Annotated in this window: 16 protein-coding genes; 2 read left to right on the top strand and 14 right to left on the bottom strand. The window is 68.1% G+C overall.

Features of this window, described 5'->3' with window-relative positions; all coding sequences use genetic code 11:
- From P0084_RS08030 to P0084_RS08005, 6 genes are all read right to left on the bottom strand, one after another.
- Positions 1–256 (bottom strand): hypothetical protein (locus P0084_RS08030; RefSeq protein WP_308916299.1); only part of this gene is annotated, 256 nt, incomplete at its 3' end.
- Entirely contained in the window at positions 253–1,959 is a 1,707-nt protein-coding gene (locus P0084_RS08025) for an ABC transporter ATP-binding protein (RefSeq protein ID WP_308916298.1), read from the bottom strand. The genes P0084_RS08025 and P0084_RS08030, both read right to left, overlap by 4 nt.
- Positions 1,960–1,972: 13 nt before the next feature.
- Positions 1,973–2,965 (bottom strand): ABC transporter permease, encoded by a 993-nt coding sequence (locus P0084_RS08020; RefSeq protein ID WP_308916297.1) that lies wholly within the window; start codon positions 2,963–2,965, stop codon positions 1,973–1,975.
- Positions 2,962–3,939, bottom strand: coding sequence for an ABC transporter permease (locus P0084_RS08015; protein WP_308916296.1), 978 nt, complete (start codon positions 3,937–3,939; stop codon positions 2,962–2,964). The genes P0084_RS08020 and P0084_RS08015 overlap by 4 nt, the downstream gene beginning before the upstream one ends.
- Positions 3,940–4,060: 121 nt before the next feature.
- Positions 4,061–4,810, bottom strand: a complete 750-nt coding sequence (locus P0084_RS08010) for an HAD family hydrolase (protein WP_308916295.1) — start codon at positions 4,808–4,810, stop codon at positions 4,061–4,063.
- A gap of 35 nt (positions 4,811–4,845) precedes the next feature.
- Positions 4,846–6,399 carry an ABC transporter substrate-binding protein gene (locus P0084_RS08005; RefSeq protein ID WP_308916294.1) on the bottom strand — a complete coding sequence of 518 codons (1,554 nt, stop codon included), beginning with the start codon at positions 6,397–6,399 and terminating at the stop codon, positions 4,846–4,848.
- A 96-nt stretch (positions 6,400–6,495) separates the two neighbouring features.
- Here P0084_RS08005 and P0084_RS08000 point away from each other — a divergent pair, with 96 nt between their 5' ends.
- The gene (locus tag P0084_RS08000; protein ID WP_308916293.1) at positions 6,496–7,683 is read left to right on the top strand and encodes a winged helix-turn-helix domain-containing protein; all 1,188 of its coding nucleotides are present in this window, start codon (positions 6,496–6,498) and stop codon (positions 7,681–7,683) included.
- Positions 7,684–7,830: 147 nt separating this feature from the next.
- On the opposite strand, the gene P0084_RS07995 is transcribed toward P0084_RS08000, so the two are convergent.
- From P0084_RS07995 to P0084_RS07970, 6 genes are all read right to left on the bottom strand, one after another.
- The gene (locus tag P0084_RS07995; RefSeq protein ID WP_308916292.1) at positions 7,831–9,414 is read right to left on the bottom strand and encodes an ABC transporter substrate-binding protein; all 1,584 of its coding nucleotides are present in this window, start codon (positions 9,412–9,414) and stop codon (positions 7,831–7,833) included.
- Positions 9,415–9,473: 59 nt separating this feature from the next.
- A complete protein-coding gene (locus P0084_RS07990) occupies positions 9,474–10,142 on the bottom strand; it encodes an aspartate/glutamate racemase family protein (protein ID WP_308916291.1) in 669 nt (222 codons plus the stop codon).
- Positions 10,100–11,416 carry a TRAP transporter large permease gene (locus P0084_RS07985; RefSeq protein ID WP_308916290.1) on the bottom strand — a complete coding sequence of 439 codons (1,317 nt, stop codon included), beginning with the start codon at positions 11,414–11,416 and terminating at the stop codon, positions 10,100–10,102. Before P0084_RS07985 ends, P0084_RS07990 begins: the two co-directional genes overlap by 43 nt.
- The gene (locus P0084_RS07980; protein WP_308916289.1) at positions 11,413–12,087 is read right to left on the bottom strand and encodes a TRAP transporter small permease; all 675 of its coding nucleotides are present in this window, start codon (positions 12,085–12,087) and stop codon (positions 11,413–11,415) included. Before P0084_RS07980 ends, P0084_RS07985 begins: the two co-directional genes overlap by 4 nt.
- Positions 12,088–12,154: 67 nt before the next feature.
- Complete coding sequence (locus tag P0084_RS07975; RefSeq protein ID WP_374213623.1) at positions 12,155–13,126, bottom strand: TRAP transporter substrate-binding protein; 972 nt, start codon at positions 13,124–13,126, stop codon at positions 12,155–12,157.
- Positions 13,123–14,373 (bottom strand): NAD(P)/FAD-dependent oxidoreductase, encoded by a 1,251-nt coding sequence (locus P0084_RS07970; protein ID WP_308916288.1) that lies wholly within the window; start codon positions 14,371–14,373, stop codon positions 13,123–13,125. Before P0084_RS07970 ends, P0084_RS07975 begins: the two co-directional genes overlap by 4 nt.
- Before the next feature lie 50 nt (positions 14,374–14,423).
- Here P0084_RS07970 and mutS point away from each other — a divergent pair, with 50 nt between their 5' ends.
- A complete protein-coding gene (gene mutS / locus P0084_RS07965; protein ID WP_308916287.1) occupies positions 14,424–17,030 on the top strand; it encodes a DNA mismatch repair protein MutS in 2,607 nt (868 codons plus the stop codon).
- 91 nt (positions 17,031–17,121) lie between these two features.
- On the opposite strand, the gene P0084_RS07960 is transcribed toward mutS, so the two are convergent.
- Positions 17,122–17,691, bottom strand: coding sequence for a nucleotide exchange factor GrpE (locus tag P0084_RS07960; protein WP_308916286.1), 570 nt, complete (start codon positions 17,689–17,691; stop codon positions 17,122–17,124).
- A 3-nt stretch (positions 17,692–17,694) separates the two neighbouring features.
- Positions 17,695–18,777 carry a heat-inducible transcriptional repressor HrcA gene (gene hrcA, locus P0084_RS07955; RefSeq protein WP_308916285.1) on the bottom strand — a complete coding sequence of 361 codons (1,083 nt, stop codon included), beginning with the start codon at positions 18,775–18,777 and terminating at the stop codon, positions 17,695–17,697.
- Positions 18,778–18,838 lie beyond the last annotated feature (61 nt).

Below are 18,838 nucleotides of genomic sequence, written 5' to 3'. Positions count from 1 at the left end.
GAAGGCGCGGGGTGCCACGATGCTGCCGGGGGTCGCGGCGTATGGGCTGTCGGGCGGTGGGCATCAGATCACCGCGCCGCCCCGCACCCGTCTCCATACGTGTCAACGCCCTGCCCTTGTAATGCGCGTCCCCTCCGCCGAAGTGCAGCGCGACCCCGACGTCGGGGCGGCGGGCCAGGCGGCTCAGGATCGCATCGGTGTTCCGCGCCGTCGACACGACCAGCAGGCGGATGGCCGCGCCGCCGCCTTCGTTCACTCTGCAGCGCTCCCCAATCCCTCGTCGGACAGCAGGTCCGTCTTCGGCATCAGGCGGATCAATTCCTTGGTATAGTCGTGCTGCGGGGCCCCGAACAGCTGCGCCGTCTCGGCCACCTCAACGAGGGCGCCGTCCTTCAGCACGCCGACGCGGTCGCACATCTGGCGTACGACCGGCAGGTCATGGCTGATGAACAGCATCGTCAGGCCCAGGTGTTCCTGCAGGTCCTTCAGGATGTTCAGGATCTGGGCCTGGATGGACACGTCCAACGCGCTGGTCGGCTCGTCACAGATCAGGAACCGCGGTTGCGTTGCCAGGGCCCGCGCGATCGAGATGCGCTGCCGCTGCCCGCCGGAGAACTCGTGCGGATACTTCAACCCGGCCTCCGCCCCCAGGCCGACGCGGTCCAACAGTTCCGCCACGCGGTCCTTCACCTGCGCCCTGGGGATGACGCCCAGGTGCAACGCAGGCTCGGCTACTATGGCGTCGACGCGGTGACGAGGGTTCAGGGAGGAGTAGGGATCCTGGAAGATCATCTGCACCTGACGGCGATACCCGTCCACGTCGTCCTCGATCGGCGTGCCGTCGAACAGGACCCGGCCCGCGTCCATTCCATAGAGACCAGCGATCATCCGCGCGATGGTCGACTTGCCGGATCCGGACTCGCCCACCAGCCCGAACACCTCGCCCGGCCGGATGTCGAAGCTCACGTCGTCCACGGCGGTGAAGTACCGGCGCCGGGACGGAATCAGACTGTTCTTGTCCAGGAACCGCTTGGTGATACCCTGCACCTGCAACAGCGGCCCGTCGGTGGCCGGCTGGACGGGCCAGTTGCGGGCCAGATCCTCGATCTTGAACGTCGTTTCGCGCCCGCCATAGCTGATCTGGGGAAAGCGATGCAGCTTGAGGCCGGGGCGCGGCACGGCGGCGATCAGCGACTTGGTGTAGGGGTGCTGGGGCTGGCCCAGGATCTGCACGGTGGGGCCCGATTCCACGATGGCGCCCGCATACATGACCGTGACGCGGTCCGTGGTTTCGGCGATGACGCCCATGTCGTGCGTGATCAGGATGACGCCCACCTGCCGTTCGCGCGCAAGCTCACGGATAAGGTCCAGGATCTGCGCCTGGATCGACACGTCGAGCGCGGTGGTCGGCTCGTCGGCGATGATGACCTCGGGCTCCGAGCACAGGGCGAGCGCGATGACCACCCGCTGCCGCATCCCGCCGGAGAACTGGTGCGGGTACTGGTCCACACGCCGGCCCGGCTCCGGGATGCCGACCCGGTCCAACAGGTCGACGGCCCGCCGTCGGGCCTGTTGCGCGTTCAGATTCAGATGGGCCGTGATCGTCTCGACCAACTGCTCGCCCACGGTGAAGAGCGGGTTCAGCGACGTCAGGGGATCCTGGAAGATCATGGAGATCTCGCGGCCGCGCAGGTCCTGCATCGCGGCCTGGTCCAAGCCGGAGATCTCGCGGTCGCCCAGGCGGATGGTGCCGTGCGCAATGCGACCGGGCCGGTCCAGGAGCCCCATGATGGCCGCGCCGATGGTCGACTTTCCCGCCCCGGATTCACCCACCAGCCCGTGGATCTCGCCCGGCTCCACCGTCAGGGTCGCGTCGTCCACGGCCGTGAACAGCTTGCGCCGCGTCGGAAACTCGACGGTCAGGTCATCGATGGTCAGCCTGTGGTTCACGTCCACCATGGTCCGGCCCCCGTCAGTCGTTCAGCTTGGGGTTCAGCGCGTCGCGCAGCCAATCCCCCAGCAGGTTCACCGACAGCGCCAGCGCCAACAGCGTGCAGGCGGGGAAAAACAGGATCCACCACTCGCCCGAGAACAGGAAATCCTGGCCGATGCGGATCAGCGTTCCCAGGCTGGGCTGCGTGGGCGGGGCGCCGACGCCCAGGAAGGACAGCGTGGCCTCCGCAATGATGGCGAGCGCCAGGCTGATGGTCGCGATGACCAGAACCGGCGACAGGACGTTGGGCAGGATGTGGCGGACCATGATGGCCCCCGATCCCCGCCCGATCAGGCGGGCGGCCTGCACGTACTCCTTACCCCGTTCCACCAGGGTGGCGCCGCGCACGACGCGGGCGAACTGCACCCAGTCCGACAGGCCGATGGCCAAGATCAGGACCCAGATCGCCATCTGGTCGCGGTACTCGATGGGAATAACGCCCCGCGCGATGCCGAAGATCAGAAGCGCCACCAGGATCGACGGAAAGGTCAGCTGCACGTCGGCCACGCGCATGATGACCGCGTCAGTCAGACCCCCGACATAGCCCGCGATCAATCCGAGCGAGATGCCCAGCACCATCGCGAGCAGCACGGCCATGACGCCGACGAAGAGCGAGATCCGCATGCCGTAGAGGATGGTGGAGAAGACGTCGCGCCCCTGGTCGTCGGTACCCATCAGGAACGTGTCGCCGGTGAACTGGTTCGCCACCCCCGGCTGCGAGAAGCCGTTCATCAAGTTCAGCGATGCCGGATCGAACGGATTCGTGGGCGCGATAAGGGGTGCGAAGACGGCGGACAGGACCAGGAGCAGGGTCACCGCGGCAGCCACCATCGCGACGGGCGAGCGGCGGAAGTTGTAGGACAGGTCGCTGTCCCAGGCCGCATGCCAGCGCGACGGGCGCGTGACCTCCGCGGCTTCCAACCGACCCAGGGGCTTGGCGCCCTGGCGCGTGGCGTCCGGTAGATCGCTCATGCTGTCTTCCCATCGATGCGGAGGCGGGGATCGACCCAGACATAGAGGAGGTCGACGATCAGGTTGATCAGCACGAACATCACGGAGATCAGCATCAGGTAGGCGGCCATCACGGGTATGTCGACGAACTGCACCGCGTTGATGAACAGCAAGCCCACGCCGGGCCATTGGAACACCGTTTCCGTGATGATGGCGAAGGCGATGATGCTGCCCAGTTGCAGGCCCGTCACCGTGATGACGGGGACCATCGTGTTCTTCAGCGCGTGACGAAAGTTTATCGCCCGCGACCGCAGGCCCCGCGCGCGCGCGAAGCGGATGTAGTCCTGGCGCAAGACCTCCAGCATCTCGGCCCGAACCAGGCGCATGATCAGGGTCATCTGGTACAGGCCAAGCGTGATCGCGGGCAGGATCAGCGATTTCAAACCCGATTCCGTCAGCAGGCCGGTGCTCCACCAGCCCAGATCCACGACGTCTCCCCGCCCGAAGGTGGGCAGCCAGCGCAGTTGCACTCCGAAGACGTAGATCAAGAGGATGCCGATCAGGAAAGTCGGCAGGCTGACCCCGATCAGCGAGGTAGACATAATGACGTTGGCCGCCACGCCCCGCCTGCGGATCGCGGTGAAGACGCCCAGCGCGATACCCAGCGTCACGGCCAAAAGCCCTGATATCAATGCCAGTTCCAGCGTGGCGGGCAAGCGTTCGGCGATGATGTCCGCCACGGGGCGCGACTGACGATAGCTGATGCCGAAGTCGCCCTGGACCGCGCGGACGAGGAAGTCGAAGTACTGGACCGGGAACGGATCGTTCAGGCCCAGGGCTTCACGCAGCCGGTCCACGTCGGCCTGCGTGCGTTCCTGCCCAAGCAACTGCTCGATCGGATCGCCGACGAAGCGGAACATCGAGAACGCGACGAGCCCCACGACCAGCAGGACGAGGATCGATTGCAGCATGCGGCGGACGATGTAGGCGACCATCGCCTACCTCTGTCCGCACGGGGAGGTGCGGTCAAGCGGCGCCGATGCGCCGTAGGGCGATCCGGTGGGCGCAGGCGGCGACCGCATGCTCCAGCGCGTGCATCAACGGGCGACCGTCCCGTTAATCGGGCGGCGGGGCGGCATCGACGCGCTGCGGGGCCGTGATGTCGCCCGGATCGAAGGATCCCCCTGCGGCAACGGCTATGGTCAGACCACCCACGCGATGCAGGAACTCGAATGCCTGCAAGTCGGACAGCCCGTCGCCGAGATAGATCATCTGATCGAACGGGACGTACATGTCATCGGGCCCGACGTAGTCAGCCGCGCGTTCGGGGCCGTTCTGACCGTCCACGTCGGCCCCTTTGCCCAGCGCCTCCAGGTAGAGGGCCTTGGCGGGATGGCCGACGACGCGCTTGACGCAACTCATCACACCGTCGTCGCCGCCTTCGAACCCGGAGGCTAGGATACGGTCGAACGCCTGCGCGACCGGTGTGCGGGAGATCAGTTCGTCATAACCGGAGGACAGGACTACGAAGTCCAGGTCGATCCCATCCGCGATGGCGTCGACGGCGGATCGCAGGCGATCCGGCATATCCATCACGCCGGGAAACAGTTCGATGTGATCAGCCGCCTCGTCGAACATCGCGTTGGACAGCGGATTGTCCCGCGCGTGACCCATGTTGATCAGGGCCTGTCCCCTTCGGACGATTTCGTCCCAGTGCGAGCCGAGTGGTTCCTCGTAGTCCCGTTCCCAATCCGACCGATCCACACCATAGGCGGCGCATATCGCATTGATGGAGTCGGAGGCCAGCGTCCGGTCGAAGTCGAAAGCCAGGAGGATGCGAGGAATGTGAGGGCGTGCGTTCGGCATGCCGCCCAACGCACCGCCCCTCCGTGCGGTTCGTTCTAGCCCGCAACCTCCATCCAACGCAGGACGACGAAGTTGTCGGGGCGTTGCACAAGATCCACCCCGTCCTTCACGCCCCAGATGAGCGGTTGGACGTAGAGGGGCACGTAGACCGCCTCGTCCTTCACGATGTTCGCCACCTCGTCCAGCATGGCCTGCCGCGCGCCGTCGTCGATCTCGGACTGAATTCGCGGAAGCAGCTCGTCCACGCGATCGTTGGAATAGCCGCCGAAGTTCCAGGACCCCAGCTTTGCCTCCTCGTCGGGGGTGGCGACCAGGAAACGGATCGGGTGTTCGGCGTCGAACGTGCCGGGCGACCAGCCCAACAGATAGACGTCGTGCTCCTCCGCCCGCAGCGTGGGCCAATAGTTGGCGACGGGCATCGTCTCCAGTCGCGGCTGCAGGCCGACCTGGGCCAGCATCGCGTTGATCGCGGTGCACACGGCCTCGTCGTTCAGGTATCGGTCGTTGGGACATCGCAGGCTGAACTGGAACCCGTCCGGATACCCGGCCTCCGCCAGCAGGACGCGCGCAGCGTCGGGATCGTAGGCGTAGGGGTCCAGCCCTTCGGTGAAGCCACGCATCCCGGGTCCGACCAGTTGCGCAACGGGCTCGGCGGATCCGCGCATCACCGTCTGCAGGATCGCGGGCACGTTGACCGCCTGTGCCACGGCACGACGGACGCGGGCGTCCTGGAACGGGTTCCCCTCGACGTCTCCACCATACAGGCCGTCCGCGTCGTGCGGGAAGCCCAGCATGATGACCCGGGCCTCGATCCCTCGGACGACGTCCACGCCGTCCGCCTGCTCGACGCGCGCAGCGTCCTGCACGGGCACGGGTTCGATCAGGTCCAGCTCGCCCGACAGGAGCGCGGCGACCGACGTGGCCGCGTTCTGCACCGGCTGGAACACAGCGCGGTCCACGTTGCCAATGTCGTCGTCCCACCAGCCATCATGCGCCTCCAGCACGGTGCGCAGGCCGGGCTGGCGCTCGGTCACGCGATAGGGGCCGGTCCCATTGGCATTCGTCGTCGCGAAGTTGCCCTGTTCGATGTTCGGGCGCGCCACGTCGTTCGCCTCGGCCCAGCCGCTGTCCAGGATCATCCAGTTGGCGATGCTATCGGGAAAGATCGGGTTCGGCGCGCTCGTCAGGATGTCGACGGTGTAGTCGTCGACCTTCACGACCTCGCTGACGGGTGCGAACCAGCTGGCCACGTCCGATTCCGGGCTCGACGCGCGCTCGTAGCTGAAGATCACGTCGTCGGCGTCGAACGCCTCGCCGTCGTGGAAGGTCACCCCCTCGCGCAGGGTAAAGCGCCAGCCCTCGCCGTTGCCGATCGGCTCCCACGACGTCGCCAATGCGGGTTCGATGGACATGTCGCGGCCCCGGCGGACCAGCCCTTCGTACACGTTGCCCAGAAGGCTGAAGTTCGGCGCGGAGTTGCCCGCATGTGGATCCAGCGTGTTCGGATCGGTGGTGGACGCATAGCGAAGTTCGGCGGCCCCGGCGGGCAGGGCCACCGACAGGGCCAGCAGGGGCAGGATGGAACGCATGGATGTCTCCCGTTGTGTCGGGGGCAGGATGACGTGCAGGGCCGCGGTGTCAAATCACGCCTCGCGATGGTCGCGGCGGCAGGCTAGGCCGGTCCCATGGTGCCCGTGATCGACAACCGTGCCGCGCGCGCGATCTTCCTGGACCACCACGGCCTGGCCGAACCGCCCGCGGGGCCGGGCAAGGGGGCGGACCTGGCCCGTACGATCGCGCGGCTGGGTTTCGTGCAGTTGGACAGCATCGACACCGTTGCGCGGGCCCAGCACATGATCCTGCACGCGCGGCGCCCGGCCTATGTGCAATCGGCCCTGCATCGGTTGCACGATCGCGACCGGGCGGTGTTCGAGCATTGGACTCACGATGCCAGCGCGATCGACATGGACGTGTTCCCGCATTGGCGCCTGCGCTTCGCACGGTCCCGCGATCGGTTGGCACGACGGTGGACAGCAGTCGACCGAGACGGCTTTCCCGCCCTGTGCGAGGATATCCTGCGCCTCATCGCGGACGATGGTCCCCGTTCGTCGGCCGAACTGGGCGAGGGGGAGGCTCGCTCGAAGGGCGGCTGGTGGGACTGGCATCCGTCGAAGACGGCACTGGAATACCTGTGGCATACGGGCGAGCTATCGGTGACGCGACGCGATGGGTTCGTGAAGGTCTATGATCTGACCGAGAACGTGATCCCGCCCGAACGGCTGAACGCGCGCGTCCCGGAGGCGGAGACGGTGGACAGGGCCTGCCGGTCGGCGTTGGATCGGCTGGGCTTCGCGACATCCGGAGAGCTTGCGGCGTTCTGGGATCTGGTCACGCCCGCGGAGGCGAAGGACTGGGTCACGGGCGCTCGGGCGGACGGGACGGTGATCGACGTGGACGTGGCGGGACATGACGGCCGCCTGCGTCGCCACGTCGCCCCGCCGGAACTTCCGGACTCACCCGTCCCCACCGTCACCCCACGGTTGCGGATCCTCAGCCCCTTCGACCCCGTCCTGCGGGAACGCGACCGTGCGGAACGCCTGTTCGGCTTTCGCTATCGGATCGAGATCTTCGTGCCGGAGGCCAAGCGCCGGTACGGCTACTACGTGTTTCCCATCCTGGAAGGGGACCGGCTGGTGGGACGGATCGACGCGAAGCGGGTCGACGGACGCCTGCACGTCCGCGCGCTCTGGCCGGAGCGGGGGGTGCGTTGGGGCGCGGGGCGGCAGGCGCGCCTGGAGGGGGCGCTGGCGCGCACCGCCAAGCTGGCGAACGTGACCGGCGTGACGTTCGAGGGTGGGTGGTTTCGGGTTTAAGTAACTTTCCACCCCTGCATGGGGCTAGTCCGCAGGGCCACATCGTCGCCCTCCGGGCCGAGGGAGGTCCCCGCGCAACGCGAGGGACCGTCACGAAGGAGGGCGGCCCGAAGGCCGCCCCCGCGTCGTGTCGGGCATTGGACCCGATCAGTTCATCTCGAAGAACTTCATCTTGGGGTCGTCCTCGGGCGACACCTCGATGCCCACCTTGTCGGCCATGCCCCAGTTCAGGACCTGGTGGTGCAGCGGCAGGTAGATCTGCTCGTCCTGCACCTCCTCCCAGATCTCGGCGATGGTCTGATTGCGCGCGTCCAGGTCCGTTTCGGAGGCCAGGCTGACGATCTTCGCGTCCATCTCCGGGTCCGAGAAGCCGGTCGGGTTCCAGGACCCTCGGTCGCCGCCCTTCGTGTGGGTCAAGAAGTTGAAGATGTACTCCGAGTCGTAGGTCGGGACGCCCCAGCCCAGCATGTAGAAGTCGGTCGTTCCGTTCTGGATCAAGGGGAAGTGCAGCGCCTTGCCCTGCGCGTTCAGGTTCACGTCGATGCCGATCTGACCCAGCATGCCGACGACGGCCTGACAGATCGCCTCGTCGTTGACGTAGCGGTCGTTGGGGCAGTCCAGCTGGATGGAGAACCCGTCGGCGAAGTCGGACTGGGCCATCAGTTCCTGCGCCTGGGCCATGCCGTCGGCGGGCAGGGCGTCCAGCTCCTCGGTCCAGCCGTTCACGAAGGGCGGCATGATGACGTTGGTGGGCTGCGACTGGCCGCGCATCACGACCTGCTGGATGGCGTCGCGGTTGATGGCCATGTTCATCGCCCGGCGCACGTTGACGTCGGCCAGGGGGTTGGCGCCATCGACGTCGTCGCGCTCCAGGTCGTCGGCGCCGACGTTCATGCCCAGGAAGATCGTACGGTTCTGCGGCGCGGTCTTGACCTCCAGCCCGTCCGTGTCGGCGACGCGGCCCAGATCCTGCACCGGCACGTCCTGGATGAAGTCGACCTCGCCCGACAACAGCGCGGCGACCCGCGTGGCGGCGTTCTGGATCGGCGTGTACTCGATGCGCGTCACCTCCAGGGGGAACTCTCCCACGCCCCAGTAATCCTCGTTCGCTTCCAACACGGTGCGCACGTCGGGCTCCCGGCTGACCAAGCGGTACGGCCCGGTGCCGTTGACGTTGGTCGCCGCGAAGTTCGTCTCGCCGTTGGCGATGTCCTGCACGGTGACGGTGTCGTTCGCCTCCGTCCAGTCCTTGTCCATGATGAACAGGTTGGTGAAGTTGTTGGGCAGGATCGGGTTCGGTCCGTCGGTGACGAACTCGACCGTGTGGTCATCCACCGCGCGGACCTCCGTGATGGAGGTCAGCAGCTCCTTCATCGCGGACGTCTCGGACTTCGCCCGCTCGAAGGAGAACACCACGTCCTCGGCGGTGAAGTCGGACCCGTCGTGGAAGGTCACGCCCTGGCGCAGGTTGAAGACCCAGATGTTGGGGTCCTCCTCCGACACGGCCCAGTCGGTCGCCAGCGCGGGCTGCATGTTCCCCTCGGTGTCCCGGATGATGAGGGGTTCGTAGATCTGGTGTGCCAGCGTATGGGTCGGCCCCTCGTTCTGGGCGTGGGGGTCCAGCGTCAGGCTGTCGCCCGCGCGGGCCCAGCGCAGGGTTTCGGCGGAAACGCTGGTCGCGGTCAGGGCCGTGGCCGCCATGAGGGCCGTGGCGAGGATGGTCTTTTTCATTGTTGTCTCTCCTGTTGGATCTCTCCTGGAACGCACGGTCGCGGTTTCCCGCCGAAGACTCAAGAGGCGGTCAGATAGGCCGGACGCACCAAGCCGGGGGACAGCGCTTCCAGGGCGGTCAGGATATGGTGGACCGGTCGTTCCAGGCCCATGCGCAGGGCGGGGGCATAGGGCGGCAAGTTGGTGCATTCCAGGACGATCGCGGATCGGTCGCGGAGGGCGACGTGCCCCAGGGAGACCACCTCCGCCTCCGCGCGGGCGAACGACAGGGGGGCGTTCCGTCCGATGACGTCGCGCAGGTGGAGGCCGCGGGACAGGCCGACGATCGCGGCATCGCCCCACCCGTACAGATGCGCGGGACCCAACGCCGCGGCGTCGTAGGTCATCACGAGGGCGTCCGCGACCGGCGGCCCGTTCAGGACCGACGCCAGGACGGGGCGGTCCACGAGCGAGCACAGGTGGTCCTGCCACGGCGCCAGAAAGCCGCAGGACGTCGTGATCACGTCGCCCCGGGCCCGTTGCAGGGCGTCCTCGAACGGGGCGATGTCGATGTCCTCCGGCGCGTCGTGGACGACGTCGCGGACGGTGGCCGGTACGCGCAGGATTTCGATCGCCGCAGCGTAGCTGTCCGGGCACGCCACGTCGCCGGGGATGCGGGCGAAGTGCGTGTCCAGTTGCAGGATTGTCAGCCGGGGGCGGTCGTGGGGCGCAGCACGTCGGGCAGCCATGTCGCCAGCTCCGGGAAGAAGACCAGAAGGACGACCATCACCAGCATCAGCCCCACCATCGGCAGGGCGACCTTCGCGATGTAGCCGATGTCGTGCGTGGTCATGCCCTGCAGCACGAACAGGTTGAAGCCGATGGGCGGGGTGACCTGCGCCATCTCGACCACCACGACGACGAAGATGCCGAACCAGATCAGGTCGATTCCCGCCGCCCGGACCATCGGCTCCACGATGGCGATGGTCAGCACGATGGACGAGATCCCGTCCAGGAACATGCCCAATATGATGTAGAACACCGTCAGCGCGAAGATCAACGTGACGGGCGACAGGTCGAGCGTCTCGATCCAGTTGGCCAGCGCGCGCGGCAGGCCAGTGAACCCCATCGCGAGGCTCAGGAACGCCGCGCCCATCAGGATCAGCGCGATCATGGCCGAGGTTCGCGTGGCCCCCATAAGCGCCGCCGCGAACGTCCCCCAGCTCAGCGACCCCTGCGCCGCGGCCAGGATCAGCGCGCCGATGACGCCCACGGCCGCCGCCTCCGTCGCGGTGGCATAGCCCCCGAACATCGATCCGATGACGACGACCACCAACGACAGGACGGGCAGGAGGAACCGGCTTTCCGACAGCCTGTCCCGGAACGGCATGCGGGGTTCCGGCGCGGCGCGGTCGCCGGGACGCAGGAAGTGCATCGCCACGATGTAGGACGCGAACAGCCCCGCCAGGACCAGGCCGGGGATGACGCCCGCGATGAAGAGCTGCGTGATGCTCTCGTTGATCGACACGCCGTAGACGATCAGCGCAAGGCTCGGCGGGATCATAAGCCCCAGCGTGGCGGCGCCTGCGAGCGTGCCGATGATCATGTGTTCCGGATAGCCCCGTGCGCGCAGTTCCGGAATGGACATCTTGCCCACGGTGGTCAGCGTGGCCGCCGACGAGCCCGACACGGCGGCGAACAGCGTGCAGCCCGCGATGTTGGTATGCAGGAGGCCGCCGGGCAGGCCGCGCAGCCACGGCGCCAGACCGCGGAACATGTCCTGGCTCAGGCGCGTGCGGAACAGGATCTCGCCCATCCAGATGAACATGGGCAGGGCCGTCAGCGTCCAGGACGAGGACGAGGCCCAAATCACCGTGATCATCGCGTCGCCCGCGGGCCGCGTAGTGAACAGCTCCATCCCGACCCAGGCCACTCCCATCAGCGCCAGGCCGACCCAGACGGACCCGCCCAGCAGCAGGAACAGGGTGAACAGGAAGATGACCGTGGCCCAGACCTCGGTCATTCCACCGCCTCCGACACGATCTGCGGCCGGCGCAGGACCAGCGTGCGGATCAGCATGTCCCACAGGCAGATCGCCAGCAGGACGGTCCCCGCGGACATGACCAGCTGCGGGATCCACAGCGGCGTATAGACCCAGTCGTCCCCGCCCCGCCCGCCCAGCGCTTCCACCAGCCAGCCGGGGATGCGATCCTGGCCCTGCGTCCGGTCGTTCAGCATCGCGGAGAAGCCGTTCGCCTTCACCGCGAACCGCGCGAAGTACGTGGCCGTCACTGCCCCGACCGCCAAGGCACCCACATCCAGCCAACGCCGTGTCCAGCCGTTCAGGCCCAGGAACACGCCGACGCGGATATGCGCCCCCCGGGTCAGCGCGTGGGCCAGCGCGAAGAAGGACGCACCGGCCATGGCGTAGCCCGCGAAGTTGGTGGAACCGGGAAAGGCCGTACCCGTCCACCGCGACACCATCTGCGCCACGATCAGCAGAAGGATGGCGATCAGGAAGCCGGCTGCGACGACACCCGCCGCTAGGTACAGCGCGTCGAGCGCGCGCCAGACCGGCGCCAGGACGGGACGCAGGGCATCACCAGCGAAGACGGCCGACAGGGCGAAGGCACCCGGAAGGGCGAACAGCCAGACCCAGAGCGGCAGGCCGAGGAAGGGGGACCAGTCGGTCATAACAGACGATCAATCCAGAACGGAAGGATGCCCCGGCCCCGCGGGGCCGAGACGTCCCCCGCATGGATCAGTTGCGATACGCGTCCATGATCGCCTGACCCTGCTCGCCGGTGTCGGCCAGCCACTGCTCGGTCATCTTGACGCCGATCGCCTGCAGCTCTTCGGCGAACGTGCCGGACGCATCGGTCACGGTCATGCCGTTCGCTTCCAACTCGTCGTAATAGAAGTTCGTCAGTTCCTCCGACCGGGCCATGCAGTCGGCGGCCGTCTCCTCGGCGGCCCGGGTCAGGCCATCCTGCACGGCGGCGTCCAGGCCGTCCCAGACGCCCTTGTTCACCAGCACGTAGTTGCGCGGCATCCAAGCCTCGACCTTGTAGTAGTGGGTCAGATGTTCCCACACCTTGCGATCGTAGCCCGTGGCCCCCGACGAGATGAAGGCCTCGGCCACGCCGGTCGCCAGCGCCTGCGACAGTTCCGCCGCCTCGACCTGGACGGGGACCATGCCCAACTCCTCCGCAAAGGTCGCGGTCGCCGTGTTGTAGGAGCGGAACTTGACGCCCTGCGTGTCGTCGCTGCTTTCGACCGCCTTGTTGAAATAGAAGCCCTGGCCCGGCCAGGGGCAGGTATAGAGGACATGGAGGTTCTGCGCCTCCAACTCCTCGGATACGACCGGCTTGGCGGCCTGCCACATCGCCTCGTTGTCTTCGAACGTGGTCGCGGCGAAGGGCACGTTGTCCCAGCCGAAGAGCGCGGATTCGTTGCTGTGCGCCGACATCAGGCGTTCGCCGATCGGCACCTGGCCCGTCTGCACGGCGCGCTTGATGTCGCCGCCGCCGAACAGCGAGCCGCCCGCATGCACGGTGATGTCGATGGCCCCGTCGGTGTACTCGCGCACGCGGTCGGCGAAGACCTCCCCCATCTCCGAATGGAAGTTGCTCGCCGCATACGCCATGGGCATGTCCCAGGCCTGCGCGTGGCCGTCCGCGAGGGCGGGGGCGGCCAGCATCGTCGTGGTCGCGAGGATGGTGATCGTCTTCATGGTCTTCTCCCTGGTGGGCGCCGCGAATGGCGCATGGGGTCGAAGGCCGCCCAATCTCGTGCTGCGCGTTCACCCCCGATCATTTCCGCCACGATGCGTCCCGTTTTCGGCCCCGCTGTCAAGCCGACGTGCTGGTGCCCGAAGGCCAGCCAGCTTCCGGGGGCGGCCGGGCCGATCAGGGGCAGGCTGTCTGCGGGGGCGGGCCTGTGGCCCATCCATTCGCGCGCTTCCGACCAGGTCAGGTCCGGCAGCAGCGCGCACAGTTGCCGGTGCAGCAAGGCGAACGGCTTGGGGCTCGCCGGCGCGACCAGCCCTCCGAACTCGACGATGCCCGCGGCACGGACCCGACCCTCCATCGGGGTGACGGCGAACTTGCCGGCGGCCACCATCATGCTGTCGCGGGGGCGCAGGGACGCGCCGACGAGGTCCAGATGGTATCCGCGCTCGGACTCGAAGCTCAGCCGTGCCGCGCCCAGCTTGCGCGCCATCGGCGCGGACCACGGACCCAGGCACAGGACGACCGCGTCCCCCGACACCAACCCGTCCGATGTATCCAGCGCCGTGCAGGCCCCGTCGTGCATCGCGACGTTGCGGATGTCGGCCCGGCGGAACGCGCCGCCCTCCGCCCGGAAATGGTCGAACAGCGCGGCGACATAGGCCCCCGGATCCGTGACGCTTCCGTGGTCCCGGCACACCACGACGTGCCCGAACCTCCCTCGCCACACCGGGTCGTCGTAGGCGTCGCCGGCCCTGTCCTCGAACCGCACGCCATAGCGATCCCGCGTGGCCCAGGCCGCATCCTCCGCCCGCCGTGCGGCGTGGTCCGCGTAGCCGAACGCATAGTCGGCGGCGGATACGAACCGTTCGGCTCCCGTCCCCTGCGCGAGGTCCATGTGCTGCGCGTGCGCATCCCCCAGCAGGCGATGCATCGCCTCGGCATAGTGCGCCAGATGCGCGGCCGTTCCGTATCCCAGGTACCGCCGCAGGAACGGCAGCAGGCGCGGCAGGTAGCCCCAGCGCAGGAACAGCGGCGCGTCCGGGTCAGCCAGCATCACAGGCGCGCGCCGCGCCAAGCCGGGGGTCGAGACGGGGATCAGCCCGCCCGCCGCCAGGACGCCCGCGTTCCCGTGGCTGGTACCCGCAGCCGGGCCGGCACGGTCCACGAGGGTGACGCGGTGCCCTGCCCGCTGACACCATATGGCGGTGGCGACACCCACGATGCCCGCGCCCGCGACGACGACTTCCATCCCTGCCCCCCTGCCGCTAGCCCTGCCCCGTCGGGGGAAAGGGTAGGCCCATGTCCGTGACGCCCATGATGGCGCAGTTCCTGGAGATCAAGGAAGAGGCTGCGGACGCCCTGCTGTTCTACCGCATGGGCGACTTCTACGAGCTGTTCTTCGACGACGCTGTGTCGGCGGCGGCGGCCCTGGACATTGCGCTGACCAAGCGGGGCGAGCATCTGGGCCAGCCGATCCCCATGTGCGGCGTGCCCGTCCATTCGGCGGAATCCTATCTGATGATCTTGATCCGCAAGGGCTTCCGCGTCGCCGTCTGCGAGCAGCTGGAACCGCCCGAAGCCGCGAAGAAGCGCGGTTCGAAGGCGGTCGTGAAGCGTGGCATCGTGCGTCTGGTCACGCCGGGCACGTTGACCGAGGACACGCTCCTGGACGCGCGGACCAGCAACCATCTGGCCGCCTTCGCCCGCATACGGGACGAGGGCGCGCTGGCGTGGACCGACATCTCCACCGGGGATCTGCGTGTGTCGCCCTGCCCGCCCGAGCGGTTGGGTGCCGACTTGGCCCGGCTGGGCGTGCGGGAACTGGTGCTGCCCGACGGGGACGCCTTGCAACCGGTTGCAAGCGAAGCGGGCGTGACGATCGCCGACATGGCCCCCGCCGCCTTCGACAGCGACGGCGCGGCGCGACGGTTGCGCGACGTGTTCGGGGTGGCATCGCTGGACGCCTTCGGCGCCTTCGGTCGAGCGGACCTGTCCGCGATGGGCGCGCTGGTGGCCTATGTCGAACTGACCCAGCGCGGCGCCCTGCCCCTGCTGCGCCCCCCAGTGCGGGAGGCCGCAGACGACGCCGTACAAATCGACACGGCCACGCGGCGGAACTTGGAACTGGTCCGCGGTGCCGACGGGACCCGGACCGGATCGCTCCTGGCATCCGTCGATCGTACCGTCACCGCCGGCGGCGCGCGGTTGTTGGAACGCCGACTGTCCGCGCCATCCGCCCGCCTGGACGTGATCACGGCCCGTCTGGACGCGGTTACCTGGGCCGTGGACGCGCCCGCTCGCGCGGACGGGATCCGCGACGGGCTGCGTCGCGCGGCGGATATGGACCGCGCGCTGTCGCGGCTGGCCCTGGATCGGGGCGGCCCGCGCGGCCTGGCGGCGATCCGCGCGGGCCTGCGTGCCGCATCCGCGTTGGCGGATGCCTTGGCGGACGACCCACCGCCGCTGGACCTGGCGGGCCTGGCGGGGGACGCGGCCCTGTCCGACCTCCTGGACGCCGCGCTGGTGGCGGAACCGCCCCTGCTGCTGCGTGACGGGGGTGTGGTGGCGACGGGGTTCGACGCCGAACTGGACGACACGCGCCGCCTGCGGGACGAGGGGCGGAGCGTGATCGCGGGCCTGCAGGCTAAGTACGCGGATCTGACGGGGATCGCGTCGCTGAAGGTCAAGCACAACAACGTCCTGGGCTACTTCGTTGAGACGACAGCCATCCACGACGCCACGATGCGTGCCCTGCCCGACACCTTCATCCACCGCCAGACCACGGCCAGCCAGTTGCGCTGGACCACCCTGGAGCTGTCGGAGTTGGAGACGCGCATCCTGAACGCCGCCAGCCTGGCGCAGGAGCAGGAGGCGCGCATCTTCGCCCGCCTGCGCGAGACCGTCCTGGCCGCTGCCGACGCGGTTGCTGCGGCTGCGGCAGCCCTGGCGGATCTGGACGTGGCCTGCGCCCTGGCGGATCTGGCCCGTGCCCACGACTGGTGCCGCCCCCGCGTGGATGACAGCCGCGCCTTCACGATCCAGGCGGGGCGGCATCCGGTGGTGGAGGCCGCGCTGCGCCGCGGGGGCCAGCCCTTCGTCGCGAACGACGCCGATCTGACGGCGGAGGACGGCGCCGCCATCCGACTGCTGACCGGACCCAACATGGCAGGCAAGTCGACATGGTTGCGTCAGAACGCCCTGCTGGCGATCCTGGCGCAGTCGGGCTCCTATGTTCCCGCCCGATCCGCGCATATCGGACGCGTGGCCCAAGTTTTCAGTCGCGTGGGCGCGAGCGACGACCTCGCACGGGGGCGATCCACGTTCATGGTGGAGATGGTGGAGACGGCCGCCATCCTGAATCAGGCGGGCGACCGCGCTCTGGTGATCTTGGACGAGATCGGCCGCGGCACGGCGACGTATGACGGCCTATCCATCGCCTGGGCCGTGATGGAGCATCTGCACGACGTGAATCGCTGCCGCACGCTCTTCGCCACGCATTACCACGAGATGACGGCGCTTGCCGCCCGCCTGGACGGGGTGGAGAACTGCACCGTCGCGGTGCGGGAGTGGAAGGGCGACGTCGTGTTCCTGCACGAGGTCCGCCCCGGCGCGGCCGACCGGTCCTATGGCGTGCAGGTGGCGAAGCTGGCGGGCTTGCCGCCCGTGGCCGTCGAACGCGCGAGGGCCGTTCTGGAAGCCCTGGAGGCAGGCGAGCGCGAAGGCGGGGCGCGCCCGAAGGCGGTGATCGACGACCTGCCGCTGTTCAACGCGGCGATGTCCGTGGCTGCCCCGGTGACGAAGGACAGCGCGGTGGAGGAACGGTTGAAAGCCGTCTCGCCCGACGCGCTGACCCCGCGGGAGGCGTTGGAGTTGGTGTACGAGTTGCGCGGAATGACGAGGGAATAGGAGCCGTCGATCTCGGACTGGACCCCAGGATGCTGCATTGCCTGTGCCGGGTGCAAAAGATCCCCGGGTCGAGCCCGGGGATGACGACGTCCTAACTCGCCGGCGTGCTGCTGACGCCGACCTGCGCGGGGCGCAGCAGGCGGTCGTGCAGCACGAAGCCCTCCGACATGACCTGGATCACGTCGCCGGCCTTCGTGCCAGGGAGGGGCGCTTCGAACATGGCTTGGTGCATCTGGGGATCGAAGCGGTCGCCTTCCGCCGGCGAGACGATCTTGACCCCGTGCTTCTCGAACACCGACGCCAGCTCCTTCAGCGTCAATTGGATCCCCTCGGCAATCGCGTCCTGCCCCTCGCTCACCGCGTCCAGGGCACGCTTCAGGTTGTCGTAGACCGGCAGCAGGTCGCGGGCGAGCTTCGATCCGCCGTACTGCTCGGCCTCCACACGGTCGCGGGCGGCACGCTTGCGCACGTTCTCCGCCTCCGCGAGGGACCGCATCAAGCGATCCCGCAGCTCGTCGCGCTCGGCCACGATGGCCTCCACGGCGGGGGACGGGGCATCGTCCTCGGCGTCCGGCTCCTCCTCCATGGCGGCGTCGAGGTCGAACTCCATCGCCTCGTCCTCGGGGTCGTCGAGAAACGGCTGTTCCTTGGGCTCGCCCATTGCTTACCTCGTCGTTCCGGGGCCGGACAACATCCGACCCACCAATTGTGCGGTATAGTCCACGATGGGCACGATGCGCCCGTAATTCAGCCGCGTCGGCCCGATCACCCCCACGGCACCCACGATTCGTCGGTCGGCGTTCATATAAGGCGACACGACCAGACTTGAACCGGAAAGTGAGAACAGGGTGTTCTCCGACCCGATGAAGATGCGCACGCCCTCCCCCTGCTCGGTCAGGGCCAGGAAGTCGCTGATGTCGCGCTTGCGCTCCAGGTCGTCGAACAGGGTGCGGATCCGGTCCAGCTCCTCCGGCGCGGCGCCCCCGTCCAGGAGGTTGGACCGGCCGCGCACGATCAGACGCTCGGTCCGTTCCCCTTCGTCCTGCCAAGCGGCCAGGCCCTTCTCGATCAGGGCGTGGGCCAGGGTGTCGATCTCGCGCCGTCGGGCTTGGATGTCGGCCTGTACCGTGGTGCGCAGATCCGACAGGGTCCGCCCCTCGATCATCGCGTTCAGGAGGTTCGCGGCCTCGCGCATCGCAGACGGCGTCTGGCCGGGCGGCGGGACGAAGACGCGGTTCTCAACGTGCCCGTCGGCGAAGACCAGGACCACGAGGGCCCGGTCGGGGGCCAGTTGCACGAACTCGATATGCTTGATGGGGGCTTCGTGCTTGGGTGCCAGCACCAGGGACGCCCCATGCGTGATGCCCGACAGCGCCTCCCCTACCCGATCGAGCACGGCGGAGACATCGGCATCGGTCGCACCCATGCTGGCTTCAATCCGCTCGCGGTCGTCGTCGCCCAACTGCGCTTCCAGCAGGCCGTCCACGAACATGCGCAAGCCGGCCTGCGTGGGCACGCGGCCGGCGCTGACATGCGGGGCCTGCAACAGACCCATCAGTTCCAGGTCCTGCATGGCGTTGCGGATGGTGGCCGCTGACACCTTGTCCGTCATTTCGCGCGACAGGGTTCGGCTGCCCACCGGTTCCCCATTGCCCAGATACCCCTCGACCACGCGGCGGAATACCTCGCGCGAGCGGTCCGTCATCTCGGCCAGGACGCGGGCGTTATCGGAAGGGTCGTGTCTCATGGGCGGACGGGATCTATGGGGCCGTCCGCCCCGCGTCAATCGCTTGCGCGTCGCGGATGCG

The organism is Jannaschia maritima (assembly GCF_030973515.1).
In the GTDB taxonomy this organism is placed as follows: Bacteria; Pseudomonadota; Alphaproteobacteria; order Rhodobacterales; family Rhodobacteraceae; genus Jannaschia; species Jannaschia maritima.
This window is presented reverse-complemented; position numbering and strand designations above follow the sequence as displayed.